The sequence below is a fragment of the Vibrio aerogenes genome (assembly GCF_024346755.1).
Classification (GTDB): domain Bacteria; phylum Pseudomonadota; class Gammaproteobacteria; order Enterobacterales; family Vibrionaceae; genus Vibrio; species Vibrio aerogenes.
Genome location: NZ_AP024861.1, coordinates 965,291 through 979,722, shown reverse-complemented (window position 1 = coordinate 979,722; position 14,432 = coordinate 965,291). Strand labels below are relative to the sequence as shown.

Below are 14,432 nucleotides of genomic sequence, written 5' to 3'. Positions count from 1 at the left end.
AATTCAGACTTATCGATTACCTGAAAAAACTGGAGGCAGTACTTTCAGGTAAACTCACTATCAAGTGTATATCAATAAAACGGCTCCCGACTGTTTCCAGCCAGGAGCCGATGCGGGATTGTATCACGATCACTGATTGATCGTTAGTTTCTTCACATCACCATCTCTGGTCATTACTAAGTAACCACCATCCGACAAAACGATCGGTGCAACGGCAAAACCACTACTGCTCACATGTTGCTCAGAGACAAATTCTCCGGTATTCCGGTCAATCCAATACAGATAACCTTCGCTGTCACCCACAACAACATAGTTATGGATGATCACAGGTTCAGTGACCAAACGATTCTCTAACTGACGATTCGTCCAGATTTCTGTTCCACTCCGGGCATCAACTGCAGTCAGATAATCCTGATCAGTAACAACAAAGATTTTACCGCCATCAGTCGCTATGTTCGTCGCAGATGAATAATTGCGTTTCCACAACGGCTTTCCGGACCGAAGGTCAATCGCGACCAGTTTGCCGTTATAACCAACCGTATAAAGTGTACTGCCTATAACTAACGGCGAGGAATCAACATCAATTAACCGATCAATTTCAGTTGCTCCTTTAGGCGTTCCGATAGATTGTTGCCAGATCATCTGCCCCGATGATGCAATTGCTGCGGCAAGCCGGCCATTTGCAGTTCCCCAGAAGATACCTCCGGAAACTGTGACCGGAGTACTATCTCCCCGCAGGGTCAAATTGGGCACTTCGGTACTGATTGTCCACTGTTGCTTCCCGGTCTTCTGCTCCAGAGCAATAAGGTTGCCTTCACTGGTGTGAATAATGACAAGATCACTTTCTGTGACAGGCGCAGCCAAAATCTCGCCACTGACGTCCTGTTTCCATTTCAATTCACCAGTTTCAGCATCCATAGCGTATAAGATGCCGGTTTCGCTACCAATATAGAGCTGGTTCAATCCGGTACTGATGCCCCCAGACAAAAAAGTCTGCTCTTCATCACCGAGATCTTTTTCCCATAATGTTTTACCGGTAGTAGGATCAAGCGCTTTGACGATACCATCACGACTTGCAACAAAAATTTTTCCATATGCGGAGTGCGGTCGCAGCCTGGAAAAATAATGTTCAACACCATGGCCTACAGAAGCACTCCAGTCTGTTTCTGGCTGAAACTGACTTTGAACATCTGGTACAGGCGCCATGACCACTGAATCTTCCTCACTGGAACAGCCACTCAGACCACCTGCAATCATCGTTGCGAATAATAAACTGCCAAACCACTTCTTCATATAGCTCAATACTCTTATATTATCTGGCAAGATCGTCTAATTTCATTTGTAGCAGTCTGCTCTGATCCTGAGCCTGCTGAGCTTCAGAGTATGCAGCATAAGCGGCATCTTTATTTCCCTGTTTCAGTGCGATATCACCTTTCAGCTCTGCAACACGGCCAGCCCAGCTTTTGTCTGACACATTATTTAAAGCACTCTGGGCCTGATCATATTTACCCTGATCTGCGTAAATTCGTGCAATGCGATAATTGAGCAGCATTTTCAATGCGACATCATCTGTATGCGTTTTTGCCCATTCAAGCTGGGTTAAGGCTTGATCTAACTGTTTAGCATCAACCTGTACCTTAGCCAGCTGCATCGCAGCCAGAACCGAATAGTCACTATCAGAATGAGAATCGATAAACTGCTGAACGACTTTTCCGGCTTCAATACCTTTGTCAGACAACGCGGAAATTGTATCTGTATATTGCAGAGAAGCTTCTTCCTGAGATGATTTCACTGATTCCTGATAATAGTTCCAGCCTAAAATGCCGGCTATACTGATTGCTGTACCAATCAAAACGGCTTTTCCGTTCTCTTGCCACCAGCTCTTGATTGCTTCAACCTGTTGTTCTTCAGTATCGTAAAGTTCCACTGTATATCCTCTTTATGCCACTTCTCAAAAATCAGCTTTTGAAGAAATGAGTCAGCCTGTCTGAAATATCAGACTGATTAATTGTTTCCTGAGTTCCGCCAGCCAGATCTTTTAAGACCACTGTTTGCTCCGAAACTTCATTTTCACCTAACACTAAAGCAATGGCAGCGCCGACTTTATCCGCTCTTTTAAATTGTTTCTTAAAGTTGCCACCACCAAAATTATTCATGACACGCACTCCGGGAACAGCAGAACGAACATGCTCGGCAAGTTTCATTCCGGTAACCATTGTACCTTCACCCGCAGTGACGACATAGACATCAACAGGATTTCTGATCTCTGTTGTTTCCAAAGATGTCACCATCAGAACCAAACGTTCAAGTCCCATAGCAAAACCAACCGCTGGCGTTGCCTTGCCGCCCAGTTGCTCAACCAAACCATCATAACGACCACCGGCACACACGGTCCCCTGAGCACCAAGGCTTTCCGTCACCCACTCAAAAACGGTCTTGTTATAATAATCCAGTCCCCGGACTAAACAAGGGTTCACCGTATATTCGATACCTGATGCATTGAGAAGTTCACATAAGCCGGCAAAATGTTCTTTTGAATCATCATCCAGGTAATCTGTCAGCTCTGGCGCATCCACTAATATCGCCTGAATATCCGGATTTTTTGTATCCAGCACACGAAGCGGATTCGTATGCATCCGACGTTTACAATCGTCATCCAACACCGATTCATGTTGCTCAAGGAAAGCAACCAGTGCAGAGCGGTATTCGGCTCTGGCTTCCAGAGAACCAATAGAGTTCAGCTCCAGACGAACATGCTGATCAATTCCCAGCTCACGCCACATCCGGGCGGTCATCAGGATCAGTTCAGCGTCAACATCCGGACCATTCAGGCCGAACATTTCAACACCACACTGATGGAATTGACGATAGCGCCCTTTCTGAGGACGCTCATGCCGAAACATTGGCCCCATATACCACAAACGCTGTTCCTGGTTATATAGCAATCCCTTTTCAATACCAGCCCGAACACAACCCGCAGTCCCTTCCGGACGTAAAGTCAGGCTATCACCATTCCGGTCGTCAAACGTATACATCTCTTTTTCAACAACATCGGTGACTTCACCAATGGCCCGGCAGAAAAGATGCGTCATCTCAACAATCGGCATACGGATTTCACTACAGCCATACGCACTGATAACATCTTTGACCACTCCCTCAACTTTCTGCCAGAGAGGGGATTCTGTTGGAAGGCAATCGTTCATGCCTCGTATTGATTCTATTGTCTTTGCCACAAATAATTACCGTCAGTTTAATCTGTTAATTTTCTTCTATCCGGGTGACCTGGATTTGATTTTTTTCTTCCATCATTGCAGCTTTCGCTCTGATTTTCGCTTCCAGCTGATCGACCAGATTTTCATTATCAAAGCGTTCTTTTTGACGGATTCCATCTTCATAAAACGCACTTTTACGATTACCGCCAGCTAATCCAAGCTGAGAAGCTTCAGCTTCACCAGGCCCATTGACCACACAACCAATAATAGATACATCCATCGGCGTCAATACGTCTTCTAACCGCTCTTCTAATGCATTGACTGTGCTAATGACATCAAATTCTTGTCTGGAGCAGCTCGGGCAAGCAATAAAGTTAATGCCCCGGGAACGAATACGTAACGACTTAAGAATGTCAAAACCGACTTTAATCTCTTCAACCGGATCTGCAGCCAGAGAGATTCTCAGCGTATCTCCAATACCTTCAGCAAGCAACATCCCTAAACCAACAGAGGATTTAACAGCGCCGGCACGAATCCCGCCAGCTTCTGTAATGCCAAGATGAAGCGGCTGATCAATTTTCCGGGCCAACAGCCGGTAAGAATCAACGGCAAGAAATACATCAGATGCTTTAACACTCACTTTAAACTGGTCAAAATTCATCCGGTCCAGAATATCAACATGCCGCATTGCTGATTCAACCAAAGCTTCTGCTGTCGGTTCTGTATACTTTTGCTGGATATCTTTTTCCAGTGACCCACCATTCACACCAATCCGGATCGGAATGCCTTTATCCTTTGCACAATCAACCACACTGCGAATCCGTTCTTCCCGCCCGATATTTCCCGGATTAATTCTCAGGCAGTCAACACCATAATCAGCCACCTTCAGTGCAATACGATAATCAAAATGAATATCGGCAACTAAGGGAACTGTAACCTGACTTTTAATTTCTTTGAATGCTTCAGCGGCATCCATGGTAGGAACAGAAACACGGACAATATCCGCGCCAACTTTTTCCAGAGAACGTATCTGAGCCACAGTTGCCTCAACATCTGTGGTTTTCGTATTTGTCATTGACTGGACAGCAATTGGAGCGCCATCACCAACAGGAACATCACCAACATAAATCCGGGTTGAACGGCGGCGCTGAATAGGAGATTTCGGTTGCATACTATTATCTAAGGTAAGGTAAATCTTGCTACTTTACCCGAAGTATACCGAGAAAGGTCAACAGGTTCACCTGCAAATGTGATAGAAACACTTTCAGGTGCACCGAGAATAAAACTGAATGGTGCATTTCCCTGAAGCTGGATTGAACGCCCTGCCTTCTTTAACCCGACAATCAGCGTTTTATCATTAGAATCTTTGACCCGGACCCAACAGTCATCTTTAAATTCCATAGATAGCTGAGTCAGGTGATTGACTGGCTTATTATTCTCTTTCTTCTCTGCTTTTTTTGTATCAGCAAGCTTTTTCTCAGTGTCACGAGAAGATGCAACACCAGCTTCAGCAGGTGCTGTTTTTTCAACCACGGCTGAAGGCGATTCATGCGGTGGCTCTTTCGAACCGGCAACCGGATGATCAACCTCAGCTGAGTCAACACTTAAGGCATTCTCTTCTTTTGAATCCTGAGAAGATAAAGCTTTCACCGTATTAAATTCATCTTCAGCCGGCTTTTCGGTCACAAGTGTCGAAGCTTCAGAAGGTTCAGAGGTGGAGGTTTCAGTTTGAGAATCCGATTGTGGAGAAATGCTTTGAGGAAGTAAGGTGTCATCTTTCTGATTCTGGTACCACCACAGGGAAGAGATACCAATAACAATCACAATAATACCAAAGGTTATCAGATTGATCCGGCTGTTATGTTGCTGACGTGCTGTTTTTCTGGAGAAGCTCGTCATGGAGACTTCTTGCTTCTCGCTTCCGCAATATTGATCATACGCAGCAACAACTGACTGCTCATCAAGCCCGACAATTCTGGCATAGGAACGGATATATCCACGAACAAAGGTAGAAACTTTATCAATATTAAAATTATTATCTTCTAATGACTCTATCACAGTAACCCGCAACCGCAGCTTATCCGCGACCTGTTTTTGCGTTAAACCAAGGGACTCTCTTTTCTGTTTTAAAAGTGTCCCTGGTTTTTGCGGGGTTTCATCTTTCGTTGTTTCTGTTTCGGTCTCTGTCATCATCTGCAGTATCTATCTCATTTGCATCGCTGTAGTCTCACAGTAAGCATAGCTTTATCTTCATCATTTTTATTCTTATTCAATACCTAAGCCATACTACAGCACAAAATAAAGTTCATATTAACGTTAGAATTATTAATAACTCAAACATTTTTGACAAATATGGGTAATCATTCTAATGGATATTAGATGTGAAACAACAAGGAATTAGGCGCAACGACTAAGTTATCTCAATGTTTTTCGATAAATTGACATAACATCAACTAATTTAAGCCAGCAGACCCGGATATTTGTACAGCCTGACCTGCCTGCGGTAATTCCGCTGAAAAACTCACCTAAAAAAATAAATATCACCGGACAGGAAAATTAAACAGCACGGACAGGAATAGCACCGTATTCATCTGAATTAATTTTTGTTCGTTTCGTTCTGTCAATCACATCTCCGACCAACTGACCACATGCGGCATCAATATCGTCCCCACGGGTTTTACGTACAGTAACCGTATAATCGTAAGACATCAGGACTTTCATAAACCGATCAATACGGGAATTACTGGGCTTTTTATAAGGAGACCCCGGATAAGGATTAAATGGAATCAGATTAATCTTACACGGTGTGTTCTTCATCAGTTTAGCCAGCTCATGAGCATGTTCTGTCCCGTCATTGACATGGTCCAGAAGAATGTACTCGACTGTAACTTTACCCCGGTTGGCATTTGAAGAAGCGATATAACGCCGGACGGTTGACAGGAAATCATCAATATCCCACCGGTCATTAATCGGCATAATTTCGCTTCTCAGCTTATCATTGGGAGCATGTAGTGAAATGGCTAAAGCAACATCAACTTTATCGATCATTTGCTCGAGGCCAGAGACAACACCCGAAGTAGAAACGGTGACCCGTCGCTTGGATAAGCCAAAACCAAAGTCATCCAGCATAATATTTAATGAAGGGATGAGGTTTTTCATATTCAGCAAAGGCTCGCCCATTCCCATCATGACGACATTGGTAATCGGTCTGCGGCCCGTTTCTTTTTCAAGACCGATTTCACGGGCAGCCCGCCAAACCTGACCAATAATCTCAGAGACACGAAGATTCCGGTTAAATCCTTGTTGAGCCGTCGAACAAAACTTACACTCAAGTGCGCATCCAACCTGTGAAGAAACACAAAGAGTTGCCCGGTCATCTTCCGGAATATACACAGTTTCAACATCTTGATCGCCGACACGCATTGCCCATTTAATCGTACCATCTGATGAGTGCTGCGCTTCAGACACATAGGGTGCTTTTATTTCACATCGTTGCTGAAGTTTGCTTATCAGCTTTTTATTGATGTTTGTCATTTGGGAAAAGTCATCACAGCCAAAGTGATAAATCCACTTCATTACCTGTTCAGCCCGAAATGCCTTCTCATTCAATTCTTCGGTAAACAGCTGGCGCATTGCTTTTCTGTCAAAATCAAGCAAATTGAATTTCGTGGTCATAGAGGCTCTCCGGAAAGACGAACAGATAAAATCAGGGCGCGCATTGTACAGCCTTTAAGCAATAACAACAAGCCCTGACAAGGTGAGTCACTTCAGAAAAGCAGGTCTCAGATATACCTGAAAAACCTGAAGCTACATGGCAGACATAAGCTGCTCAGAAAGCTCCGGAATCATATCATTTAAATATATTCCGGAGGTCATAAACGTGAACAGTCAATACATCGGAATGCGCATGTTCACGAGAAACAAATTGTTCACGAGAAAAAAATAGTCGTTATCAGCGCGGACAGATTTCTGATTCAGGAAAGAAAAACGCAATCTCTCTTTCTGCCGAAGCCGGGCTATCACTTCCATGAACAGAATTGTAACTCATGCTCAGGGCATAATCAGAACGCAATGTACCGCAAGCTGCTTCTTCAGGGTTGGTTTTTCCCATGAGCTCACGATAGCGGACTATTGCATCTTCGCCTTCAAGTACCTGAACCATAATTGGGCCAGAGGTCATAAATTCTTTCAATTTTGGGAAGAAGTCCTTTCCTTCATGCTCTGCATAAAAACCTGAAGCCTGTTCTTCATTCAGATGAACCATTTTTGCAGCGATAATCTTCAGTCCGGCTTTTTCAATACGCTGATATATTTCACCGATAATATCCCGTTTGACCGCATCAGGCTTGATGATAGAAAATGTTCTCTCTAATGCCATAAATTCTTCCTTTTGTTTTTTGTGGTACTCATCTGAGTACTTCTTATATTTCAGGTACAGATAGTAATCATGATAAAAGTCTGATTAATCAGCAAGCAGGCCAGCTAAGGTTCTTGCACCAACACCGGTTGCGCCTACAGCCCATTTATCACTCGCACTTTTACGGAAAGTAGCAGCGCAATCAATATGTAGCCAGCCTTTTTGAAAATTATCGACAAAATAAGATAAAAATGCAGCCGCTGTACTTGCACCCGGGGCATAATCACCGGAACTGATATTTGATAAATCAGCAAAATTAGAAGGCAGCATCTGACGGTGGAATGATTCCAGAGGTAGTGGCCATAATCCTTCTCCTTCTTCTTTGGCGACAGATAAAGCCTTATGACTTAGCTGCTCATCAAAGCTGAGTAAAGCGTGATAATCATTTCCCAGAGCATTTTTAGCTGCGCCAGTCAGTGTTGCACAATCAATGATCATTTCAGGCTGTTGTTCACTGGCATAGATTAAGCCATCGGCTAAAACCAGGCGGCCCTCAGCATCAGTGTTCATCACTTCAACCGTTTTACCGTTTTTATATGTAATGATATCTCCCAGCTTTAACGCTCTGCCCGATACCATATTTTCAGCACAACACAGCACCAATTTAACCCGTTTGTTCAACCCTCTCATCATGGCTAATCCGAGTCCGCCGGTCACCATAGCTGCACCACCCATATCAGCTTTCATTGCAGACATAAAATTCGATGGTTTCAGGCTGTAACCACCAGAATCAAAAGTAATGCCTTTACCAACCAGGCACGCATAGACCGGTGCATTCTCATCACCCGTTGGGTTAAAATCAAGCTGCAGCATCGCAGATGTTCTTTCGGAACCACGACCGACTGCAAAAATCCCCTCCCAGCCATCTGCCAGTAAGTCTTTATCTTTGACAATCCGGTATGAAACATGCTCTGGCGCCAGAGACTTAACAAATTCAGCAGCCATTGTTGCCAATTGGCGCGGCGCCACTTCCTCTGCACTTTTGTTAACGACATGCCGGATCCAGTCTGTTGCTTTAATTCTGGCCTCAAGCTCAGATTGTTCGGGCTGATTCAGCAGATTCCATGAAACATTATTTACTTTTTTAGGGTCTCTGTAGCCCTGATAGAATGCCCAGATATTCTCAAGCCCCCACTCTTCGCCGCTCAATTCAACATGATGAAGCCCCTGACCATCGATTTTACGGGCTGCTTTTTGAATTAAAGGTAACATAGGTTCTTCAGCATCGATATGAATGGTGACGCCTGATTCAGTATAAGAAAGAAGTGCTTTTTCGCCCCACTGTTCGGGTGCCGGGTCGCGACTAATATAAACTGACATAGTTACAGACATGATATCTCCTTGTCTTCATGGCATATCAGCCATTTATTCTTTATAAAATATCCCGGTCTTCGCTGTTGACCGGGAATCGGTGATGTAAATCAATTTAAAAAATGAAACTGATATTTTTTATGTCCGGAATACAGCAAGATACATGCGACAGTGAGATGAGAAAGGTGGGTACATTCCTGACTGAATTCCCTGTCCGGGAACTACATCTTTTGTCGACATACAGCATCCTGCATCTTGCGGTAATCCGGGTATAACGATATATAATGCACTTCAAAGATGTCAATCAGATAAAAACGGGCCCTCAAGGCCCATTTTTATCAGTAAGTCTGATATTGAAAGAAATACTTAGTCAGTTTCATCCATCCAGCACAGGAGGATCGCTTCAAGTATTTTCTCATTCGAACGATTTGGATCATCATCAAAATCATCTAATTGAGTAATCCACTGATGCAAATCTGTAAACCTGACAGTCTTTGGGTCCGTATCCGGATATAGTTCACATAGTTCAATTGCAATATCTCTGGAATCAGTCCATTTCATTATGCTAACCTTTTCTTTTACGGTAAGTTTATCTCGCAGCTCAAACAGCAAAAAGAAGTTTAGTGGTCTTCAGCTGCGTGATTCAATGTATATTTAGGTATCTCAACGACCAAATCTTCATCAGTCACCTTCGCCTGACAACCAAGCCGGGATTCTGGCTCCAGCCCCCACGCTTTATCCAGCATATCATCTTCCAGTTCATCACTTTCATCCAGTGAATCGAAGCCTTCCCGGATAATGACATGGCAAGTGGTACACGCGCAGGATTTTTCACACGCATGCTCAATTTCAATCCCATTTTTCAGAGCAACATCAAGCACTGTTTCACCAGCTTCAGCTGATAAAACTGCACCATCCGGACATAATTCTTCATGAGGTAAAACAATAATTTTAGGCATGACTTTATTTCTCTGTTTAATCTATGTCGTTCACTGATTGTCCGGCTAATGCTTCCCGGATAGACTTATCCATTCTCCGGGAGGCAAATGCCTGACTCACTGAATCCACATCTTTGATACCTTGCTCAATGGCAGGTGCATCATCACTGTTTCTTAATTCAATTAATGTTTCTATCGCAATTAACAGCTCGCGGCGCTCTTGCTCATCCAGTAATTCATCACCATCAGCCTGCATCGCTGAAATTAAACCTTCAATGACCCGGTCAGCTTCAACCCGCTGTTCCATCAGCGTCCGGACTTTCATATCATCTTCCGCATGGTTCATTGAGTCTTTAAGCATCTCTGCAATTTCATTTTCACTCAACCCATAGGATGGTTTGACCTGAATCTCAGCCTGGACCCCGGTACTTTTTTCCATTGCGGTGACTGACAACAGACCATCAGCATCGACCTGATAGGTGACCCTGATATGCGCCGCACCAGCAGCCATCGGCGGAATCCCCTTCAGTGAAAACCGGGCAAGTGAACGGCAATCATCAACCATTTCACGCTCTCCCTGAACAGTATGGATGATCATTGCCGTCTGGCCATCTTTAAAGGTTGTAAATTCCTGAGCTCTGGCGACAGGAATGGTCGTATTCCGGGGAATAATTTTCTCGACTAATCCGCCCATGGTTTCGATACCAAGAGACAGAGGAATCACATCAAGCAAAAGCATCTCTGAATCCGGCTTATTACCTGCCAGAATATCAGCCTGAATTGCGGCACCAATCGCAACAACCTCATCCGGGTTGATTGATGTCAAAGGCTTGCGGCCAAAGAAGTCGCCAACCATGTCTCTGACATACGGCGTTCGGGTGGAACCGCCAACCATAACAACTTCATTCACTTCACCAGCATCGACTCCGGCATCTTTCATCGCTCTTTTACAGGACATCAGTGTTTTTCTGATCAGAGGACGAATTAATTCGTTCAGTGTTTCTCTGTCAACCTGTCCCTGCCAGCCAAGCACGGAAACATTGGTACAGTCACTTTCTGACAATGCGATTTTTGCTTGTGTCGCCGCATCCAGCAAAGCCCGGTATTCTTCTGCTGAGAGAGGAGAAGTTCTCTCCATAAGAGAATGAAGATAATCAGCAAGCAAATGGTCAAAATCATCACCACCTAATGCAGAATCGCCACCGGTTGCCAGAACTTCAAAAACACCCTTTGACAGCCGGAGCACCGAAATATCAAATGTTCCGCCACCCAGGTCATAAACAGCAATAACGCCTTCCTGACCGGAATCCAGACCATAGGCAATCGCAGCCGCTGTGGGTTCATTCAACAATCGCAAAACATGTATGCCAGCCAGGCGGGCAGCTTCTTTCGTCCCGGTTCTCTGGGCATCATCAAAATAAGCAGGAACAGTGATCACGACGCCCGCCAGCTCTCCGCCCAGAGTGCTTTCGGCTCTTTGCGCTAAAACCCGGAGTATGTCAGAAGAAACCTGAATCGGGTTTTTATCGCCCTGGGATGTCTGAAAAACAGGTAAACGATTGTCACTGGGTTTCAGTTTGTAGGGCAACTTAGGATAACGGGATTGAACATCATCTAACGAACGTCCGATCAAACGCTTCACTGAAATGATGGTATTCACAGGATCTTGCTGTGCTTTAAGATATGCTGCAGCACCAACGGTTGTTTCTTCCTGAGCATAATGAACGACTGACGGCACAATTTTTTGACCGCTATCATCCGCAAGCGTCGTTGCAGAGCCACTCCGGACAGAAGCGACCAGTGAGTTAGTTGTGCCTAAGTCGATCCCGGCAGCCAGTTTATGCTGGTGAGGTGCTGCACTTTGTCCAGGTTCTGCAATTTGAAGTAATGGCATGGATAACTTCCTTTATTGAACTAACCGAACATTTTGTCTTCGGTTTGCTCAATTTCATATTTTAATTTAGAGATAAACTTGAGCTTACGAACCGTATCAGCGGCCGGTTCCCATGAAGAAAGCCCGAATTGTTTCCGGAAATCAGCTAATTTTTCTTTGTACATGGCATCAACTTTAGCTTCAAAAGCAGAAAGTGCCTGATCGTCTGCACGCTGATCGATCGATTCCAGCTCCTCCCGCAACATCATTTGTTCCATGAGAAACTCAGGATCCTGCATTGTTCTTTGCTCATCACGAATATCTGTGCCATGAATTAACAAAATATACTCGGCTCGTGAAATTTCATTTTTCAAAGTTTGATAAGCATCGTTGATTTCTGAAGCTTTTTGAACCGCTACCAATTGTTCTCTTTCTGAAGCGGCAGCGAAGTTATCGGGATGAAATTTCTTTTGTAGTTCGCGAAACTGAGAAGCAAGAAGGCTACCATCCAGTTCGTACTGAGTTGGTAGCCCGAATAATTCAAAATAGTTCATGCTGATATTAGTCCTGATTTTCCGGCAATCAAAAACAGATGGCCAAATATGACAGACACCCGACCATCAGAATGTTCTACACAGTAAAACTTTCACCGCAGCCACATTCATTTTTCACATTGGGATTATTAAATTCGAAGCCTTCATTCAGGCCTTGCTTTACGTAGTCAAGTTGCGTGCCATCCAGATAAACAAGACTTTTAGGATCGACAATCACCTTGACGCCTTCGGCTTCAAACACCTGATCTTCTTCATTTAATTCGTCAACAAACTCCAGTACATAAGCCATACCGGAACAGCCTGTTGTTTTCACCCCTAACCTCAGACCTATTCCTTTTCCACGGTTATCCAGAAAAGCTTTTATCCGATCTGCTGCAGTTTCAGTTAAAGTGATGGACATACGACTCCAACCCAGATTAAAAGTAATAAGGAGGGAGCAGCAGCTCCCTCAGAAAATTATTGTTCATGCTTTTTTTTATAATCAGCAACAGCTGCTTTGATCGCATCTTCTGCCAAAATAGAGCAATGAACTTTCACTGGTGGTAGTTCCAGTTCTTCAGCAATTTCAGCATTTTTAATTGCTGCTGCTTCATCAATTGACTTGCCTTTTACCCATTCAGTTACCAGTGAGCTGGACGCAATTGCACTACCACAACCATAAGTCTTGAATTTAGCATCTTCAATGATACCTTGCTCAGAGACTTTAATTTGCAATTTCATCACATCACCACAGGCTGGCGCACCAACCATACCACTACCTACCGATGGATCTTCTTTGTCGAAAGACCCAACATTACGCGGGTTTTCGTAATGATCAATAACTTTATCACTATATGCCATGACTTTTACCTCTCATCCTCTGTCCTGTCAGGAATGATTAAGATTGATTAATGATGAGCCCATTCAACCGTGCTCAAATCAACACCTTCTTTATACATATCCCATAGAGGAGACATGTCACGTAATTTATCAACTGCTACACGAATTTTCTCGACCGCGTAGTCAATCTCTTCTTCAGTCGTGAAACGACCAAAGGAAAAACGTACTGAACTATGGGCCAGCTCGTCATCCAGTCCCAGAGCGCGTAATACATACGATGGCTCAAGGCTGGCAGATGTACATGCACTACCGGAAGACACCGCTAAGTCTTTTAAAGACATCAGCAATGATTCACCTTCAACAAAGGCAAAACTGATGTTCAGATTGTTAGGAATACGCTGCTCTAAATCCCCATTGATTGTCAGAGCTTCCATATCTTTCAACCCAGCCAGCATGCGATCACGCAAATGCTTGGCGTGATCATAGTCTTTTTGCATGTCTTCTTTGGCAATTCTGAATGCTTCACCCAGACCAACAATCTGATGGGTCGGTAATGTTCCCGAGCGGAAACCACGCTCATGACCACCACCATGCATCTGAGCTTCCAGACGAATACGTGGCTTGCGGCGAACATACAATGCACCAATCCCTTTAGGACCATAAATTTTATGTCCGGAGATTGAAATGAGATCAACTTTCATTTCCTGCACATCAATTGGCAGCTTACCTGCTGATTGAGCGGCATCAACATGAAAAACAATTTTGCGGGCACGACACATTTCACCAATAGCAGCGATATCCTGAACCACACCAATTTCATTATTCACATGCATGATAGAAACTAAAACGGTGTCATCTCTCATCGCGGCTTCAAGCTTTTTCAGGTCAATTAAGCCATTCGCTTCCGGCTCAAGATAAGTGACCTCATATCCTTCACGCTCAAGCTGACGACAAGGATCCAATACGGCTTTATGCTCAGTTTTACAGGTAATCACATGCTTACCTTTTTTGCTGTAAAAATGAGCAGCGCCTTTAATCGCCAGATTGTCAGATTCTGTGGCGCCAGATGTAAAAATAATCTCGCGGGAATCAGCATTCAAGACATCTGCTATTTGTTCACGGGCTGTATCTACAGCCTCTTCTGCCTGCCAGCCATAACGATGGGAGCGAGATGCCGGGTTACCAAAAATTCCATCCATTGTCATGTACTGAACCATTTTTTCAGCAACACGTGGATCAACCGGACACGTTGCTGAATAATCAAAATATATAGGCAGTTTCATTTTTTTACTCCAACGTAAAATTGAC

At 44.1% G+C, this 14,432-nt stretch carries 15 protein-coding genes; all 15 read right to left on the bottom strand.

Annotated features, from left to right (window positions below; translation table 11 throughout):
• Window positions 1-129: 129 nt before the first annotated feature.
• The gene (gene bamB, locus OCV29_RS04560; RefSeq protein WP_073603761.1) at window positions 130-1,293 is read right to left on the bottom strand and encodes an outer membrane protein assembly factor BamB; all 1,164 of its coding nucleotides are present in this window, start codon (window positions 1,291-1,293) and stop codon (window positions 130-132) included.
• Window positions 1,294-1,312: 19 nt separating this feature from the next.
• The gene (locus OCV29_RS04555) at window positions 1,313-1,927 is read right to left on the bottom strand and encodes a YfgM family protein (RefSeq protein ID WP_073603762.1); all 615 of its coding nucleotides are present in this window, start codon (window positions 1,925-1,927) and stop codon (window positions 1,313-1,315) included.
• 31 nt (window positions 1,928-1,958) lie between these two features.
• Complete coding sequence (gene hisS, locus OCV29_RS04550; RefSeq protein WP_261887368.1) at window positions 1,959-3,233, bottom strand: histidine--tRNA ligase; 1,275 nt, start codon at window positions 3,231-3,233, stop codon at window positions 1,959-1,961.
• A 25-nt stretch (window positions 3,234-3,258) separates the two neighbouring features.
• A complete protein-coding gene (gene ispG, locus OCV29_RS04545) occupies window positions 3,259-4,383 on the bottom strand; it encodes a flavodoxin-dependent (E)-4-hydroxy-3-methylbut-2-enyl-diphosphate synthase (protein WP_073603764.1) in 1,125 nt (374 codons plus the stop codon).
• An 8-nt stretch (window positions 4,384-4,391) separates the two neighbouring features.
• The gene (gene rodZ / locus OCV29_RS04540) at window positions 4,392-5,405 is read right to left on the bottom strand and encodes a cytoskeleton protein RodZ (RefSeq protein ID WP_073603765.1); all 1,014 of its coding nucleotides are present in this window, start codon (window positions 5,403-5,405) and stop codon (window positions 4,392-4,394) included.
• Window positions 5,406-5,768: 363 nt separating this feature from the next.
• Entirely contained in the window at window positions 5,769-6,887 is a 1,119-nt protein-coding gene (locus OCV29_RS04535) for a bifunctional tRNA (adenosine(37)-C2)-methyltransferase TrmG/ribosomal RNA large subunit methyltransferase RlmN (protein ID WP_073603766.1), read from the bottom strand.
• Window positions 6,888-7,164: 277 nt separating this feature from the next.
• Complete coding sequence (gene ndk / locus OCV29_RS04530; protein WP_073603767.1) at window positions 7,165-7,590, bottom strand: nucleoside-diphosphate kinase; 426 nt, start codon at window positions 7,588-7,590, stop codon at window positions 7,165-7,167.
• An 84-nt stretch (window positions 7,591-7,674) separates the two neighbouring features.
• On the bottom strand, window positions 7,675-8,961 hold the full coding sequence (gene pepB, locus OCV29_RS04525) for an aminopeptidase PepB (RefSeq protein WP_073603768.1): 1,287 nt from the start codon (window positions 8,959-8,961) through the stop codon (window positions 7,675-7,677).
• 345 nt (window positions 8,962-9,306) lie between these two features.
• Window positions 9,307-9,501, bottom strand: a complete 195-nt coding sequence (iscX, locus tag OCV29_RS04520) for a Fe-S cluster assembly protein IscX (RefSeq protein ID WP_073603769.1) — start codon at window positions 9,499-9,501, stop codon at window positions 9,307-9,309.
• 59 nt (window positions 9,502-9,560) lie between these two features.
• Window positions 9,561-9,899, bottom strand: a complete 339-nt coding sequence (gene fdx / locus OCV29_RS04515) for an ISC system 2Fe-2S type ferredoxin (RefSeq protein ID WP_073603770.1) — start codon at window positions 9,897-9,899, stop codon at window positions 9,561-9,563.
• Window positions 9,900-9,915: 16 nt separating this feature from the next.
• Window positions 9,916-11,772, bottom strand: a complete 1,857-nt coding sequence (gene hscA / locus OCV29_RS04510; RefSeq protein ID WP_073603771.1) for a Fe-S protein assembly chaperone HscA — start codon at window positions 11,770-11,772, stop codon at window positions 9,916-9,918.
• 20 nt (window positions 11,773-11,792) lie between these two features.
• Window positions 11,793-12,305 (bottom strand): co-chaperone HscB, encoded by a 513-nt coding sequence (gene hscB, locus OCV29_RS04505; RefSeq protein WP_073603772.1) that lies wholly within the window; start codon window positions 12,303-12,305, stop codon window positions 11,793-11,795.
• A 76-nt stretch (window positions 12,306-12,381) separates the two neighbouring features.
• A complete protein-coding gene (gene iscA, locus OCV29_RS04500) occupies window positions 12,382-12,705 on the bottom strand; it encodes an iron-sulfur cluster assembly protein IscA (protein WP_073603773.1) in 324 nt (107 codons plus the stop codon).
• Window positions 12,706-12,761: 56 nt separating this feature from the next.
• Window positions 12,762-13,145 (bottom strand): Fe-S cluster assembly scaffold IscU, encoded by a 384-nt coding sequence (gene iscU, locus OCV29_RS04495; RefSeq protein ID WP_073603774.1) that lies wholly within the window; start codon window positions 13,143-13,145, stop codon window positions 12,762-12,764.
• 47 nt (window positions 13,146-13,192) lie between these two features.
• Window positions 13,193-14,407, bottom strand: a complete 1,215-nt coding sequence (locus OCV29_RS04490) for an IscS subfamily cysteine desulfurase (protein WP_073603775.1) — start codon at window positions 14,405-14,407, stop codon at window positions 13,193-13,195.
• Between the last annotated feature and the right edge of the window lie 25 nt (window positions 14,408-14,432).

Excerpts from the sequence above, each read along its gene's own strand:
- pepB (WP_073603768.1), bottom strand. The coding sequence starts at position 8,961 with ATGTCTGTAACTATGTCAGTTTATATTAGTCGCGACCCGGCACCCGAA.
- hscA (WP_073603771.1), bottom strand. The coding sequence starts at position 11,772 with ATGCCATTACTTCAAATTGCAGAACCTGGACAAAGTGCAGCACCTCAC.
- hscB (WP_073603772.1), bottom strand. The coding sequence starts at position 12,305 with ATGAACTATTTTGAATTATTCGGGCTACCAACTCAGTACGAACTGGAT.
- fdx (WP_073603770.1), bottom strand. The coding sequence starts at position 9,899 with ATGCCTAAAATTATTGTTTTACCTCATGAAGAATTATGTCCGGATGGT.
- OCV29_RS04535 (WP_073603766.1), bottom strand. The coding sequence starts at position 6,887 with ATGACCACGAAATTCAATTTGCTTGATTTTGACAGAAAAGCAATGCGC.
- rodZ (WP_073603765.1), bottom strand. The coding sequence starts at position 5,405 with ATGATGACAGAGACCGAAACAGAAACAACGAAAGATGAAACCCCGCAA.
- OCV29_RS04490 (WP_073603775.1), bottom strand. The coding sequence starts at position 14,407 with ATGAAACTGCCTATATATTTTGATTATTCAGCAACGTGTCCGGTTGAT.
- iscA (WP_073603773.1), bottom strand. The coding sequence starts at position 12,705 with ATGTCCATCACTTTAACTGAAACTGCAGCAGATCGGATAAAAGCTTTT.
- iscU (WP_073603774.1), bottom strand. The coding sequence starts at position 13,145 with ATGGCATATAGTGATAAAGTTATTGATCATTACGAAAACCCGCGTAAT.
- ispG (WP_073603764.1), bottom strand. The coding sequence starts at position 4,383 with ATGCAACCGAAATCTCCTATTCAGCGCCGCCGTTCAACCCGGATTTAT.
- ndk (WP_073603767.1), bottom strand. The coding sequence starts at position 7,590 with ATGGCATTAGAGAGAACATTTTCTATCATCAAGCCTGATGCGGTCAAA.
- iscX (WP_073603769.1), bottom strand. The coding sequence starts at position 9,501 with ATGAAATGGACTGATTCCAGAGATATTGCAATTGAACTATGTGAACTA.
- bamB (WP_073603761.1), bottom strand. The coding sequence starts at position 1,293 with ATGAAGAAGTGGTTTGGCAGTTTATTATTCGCAACGATGATTGCAGGT.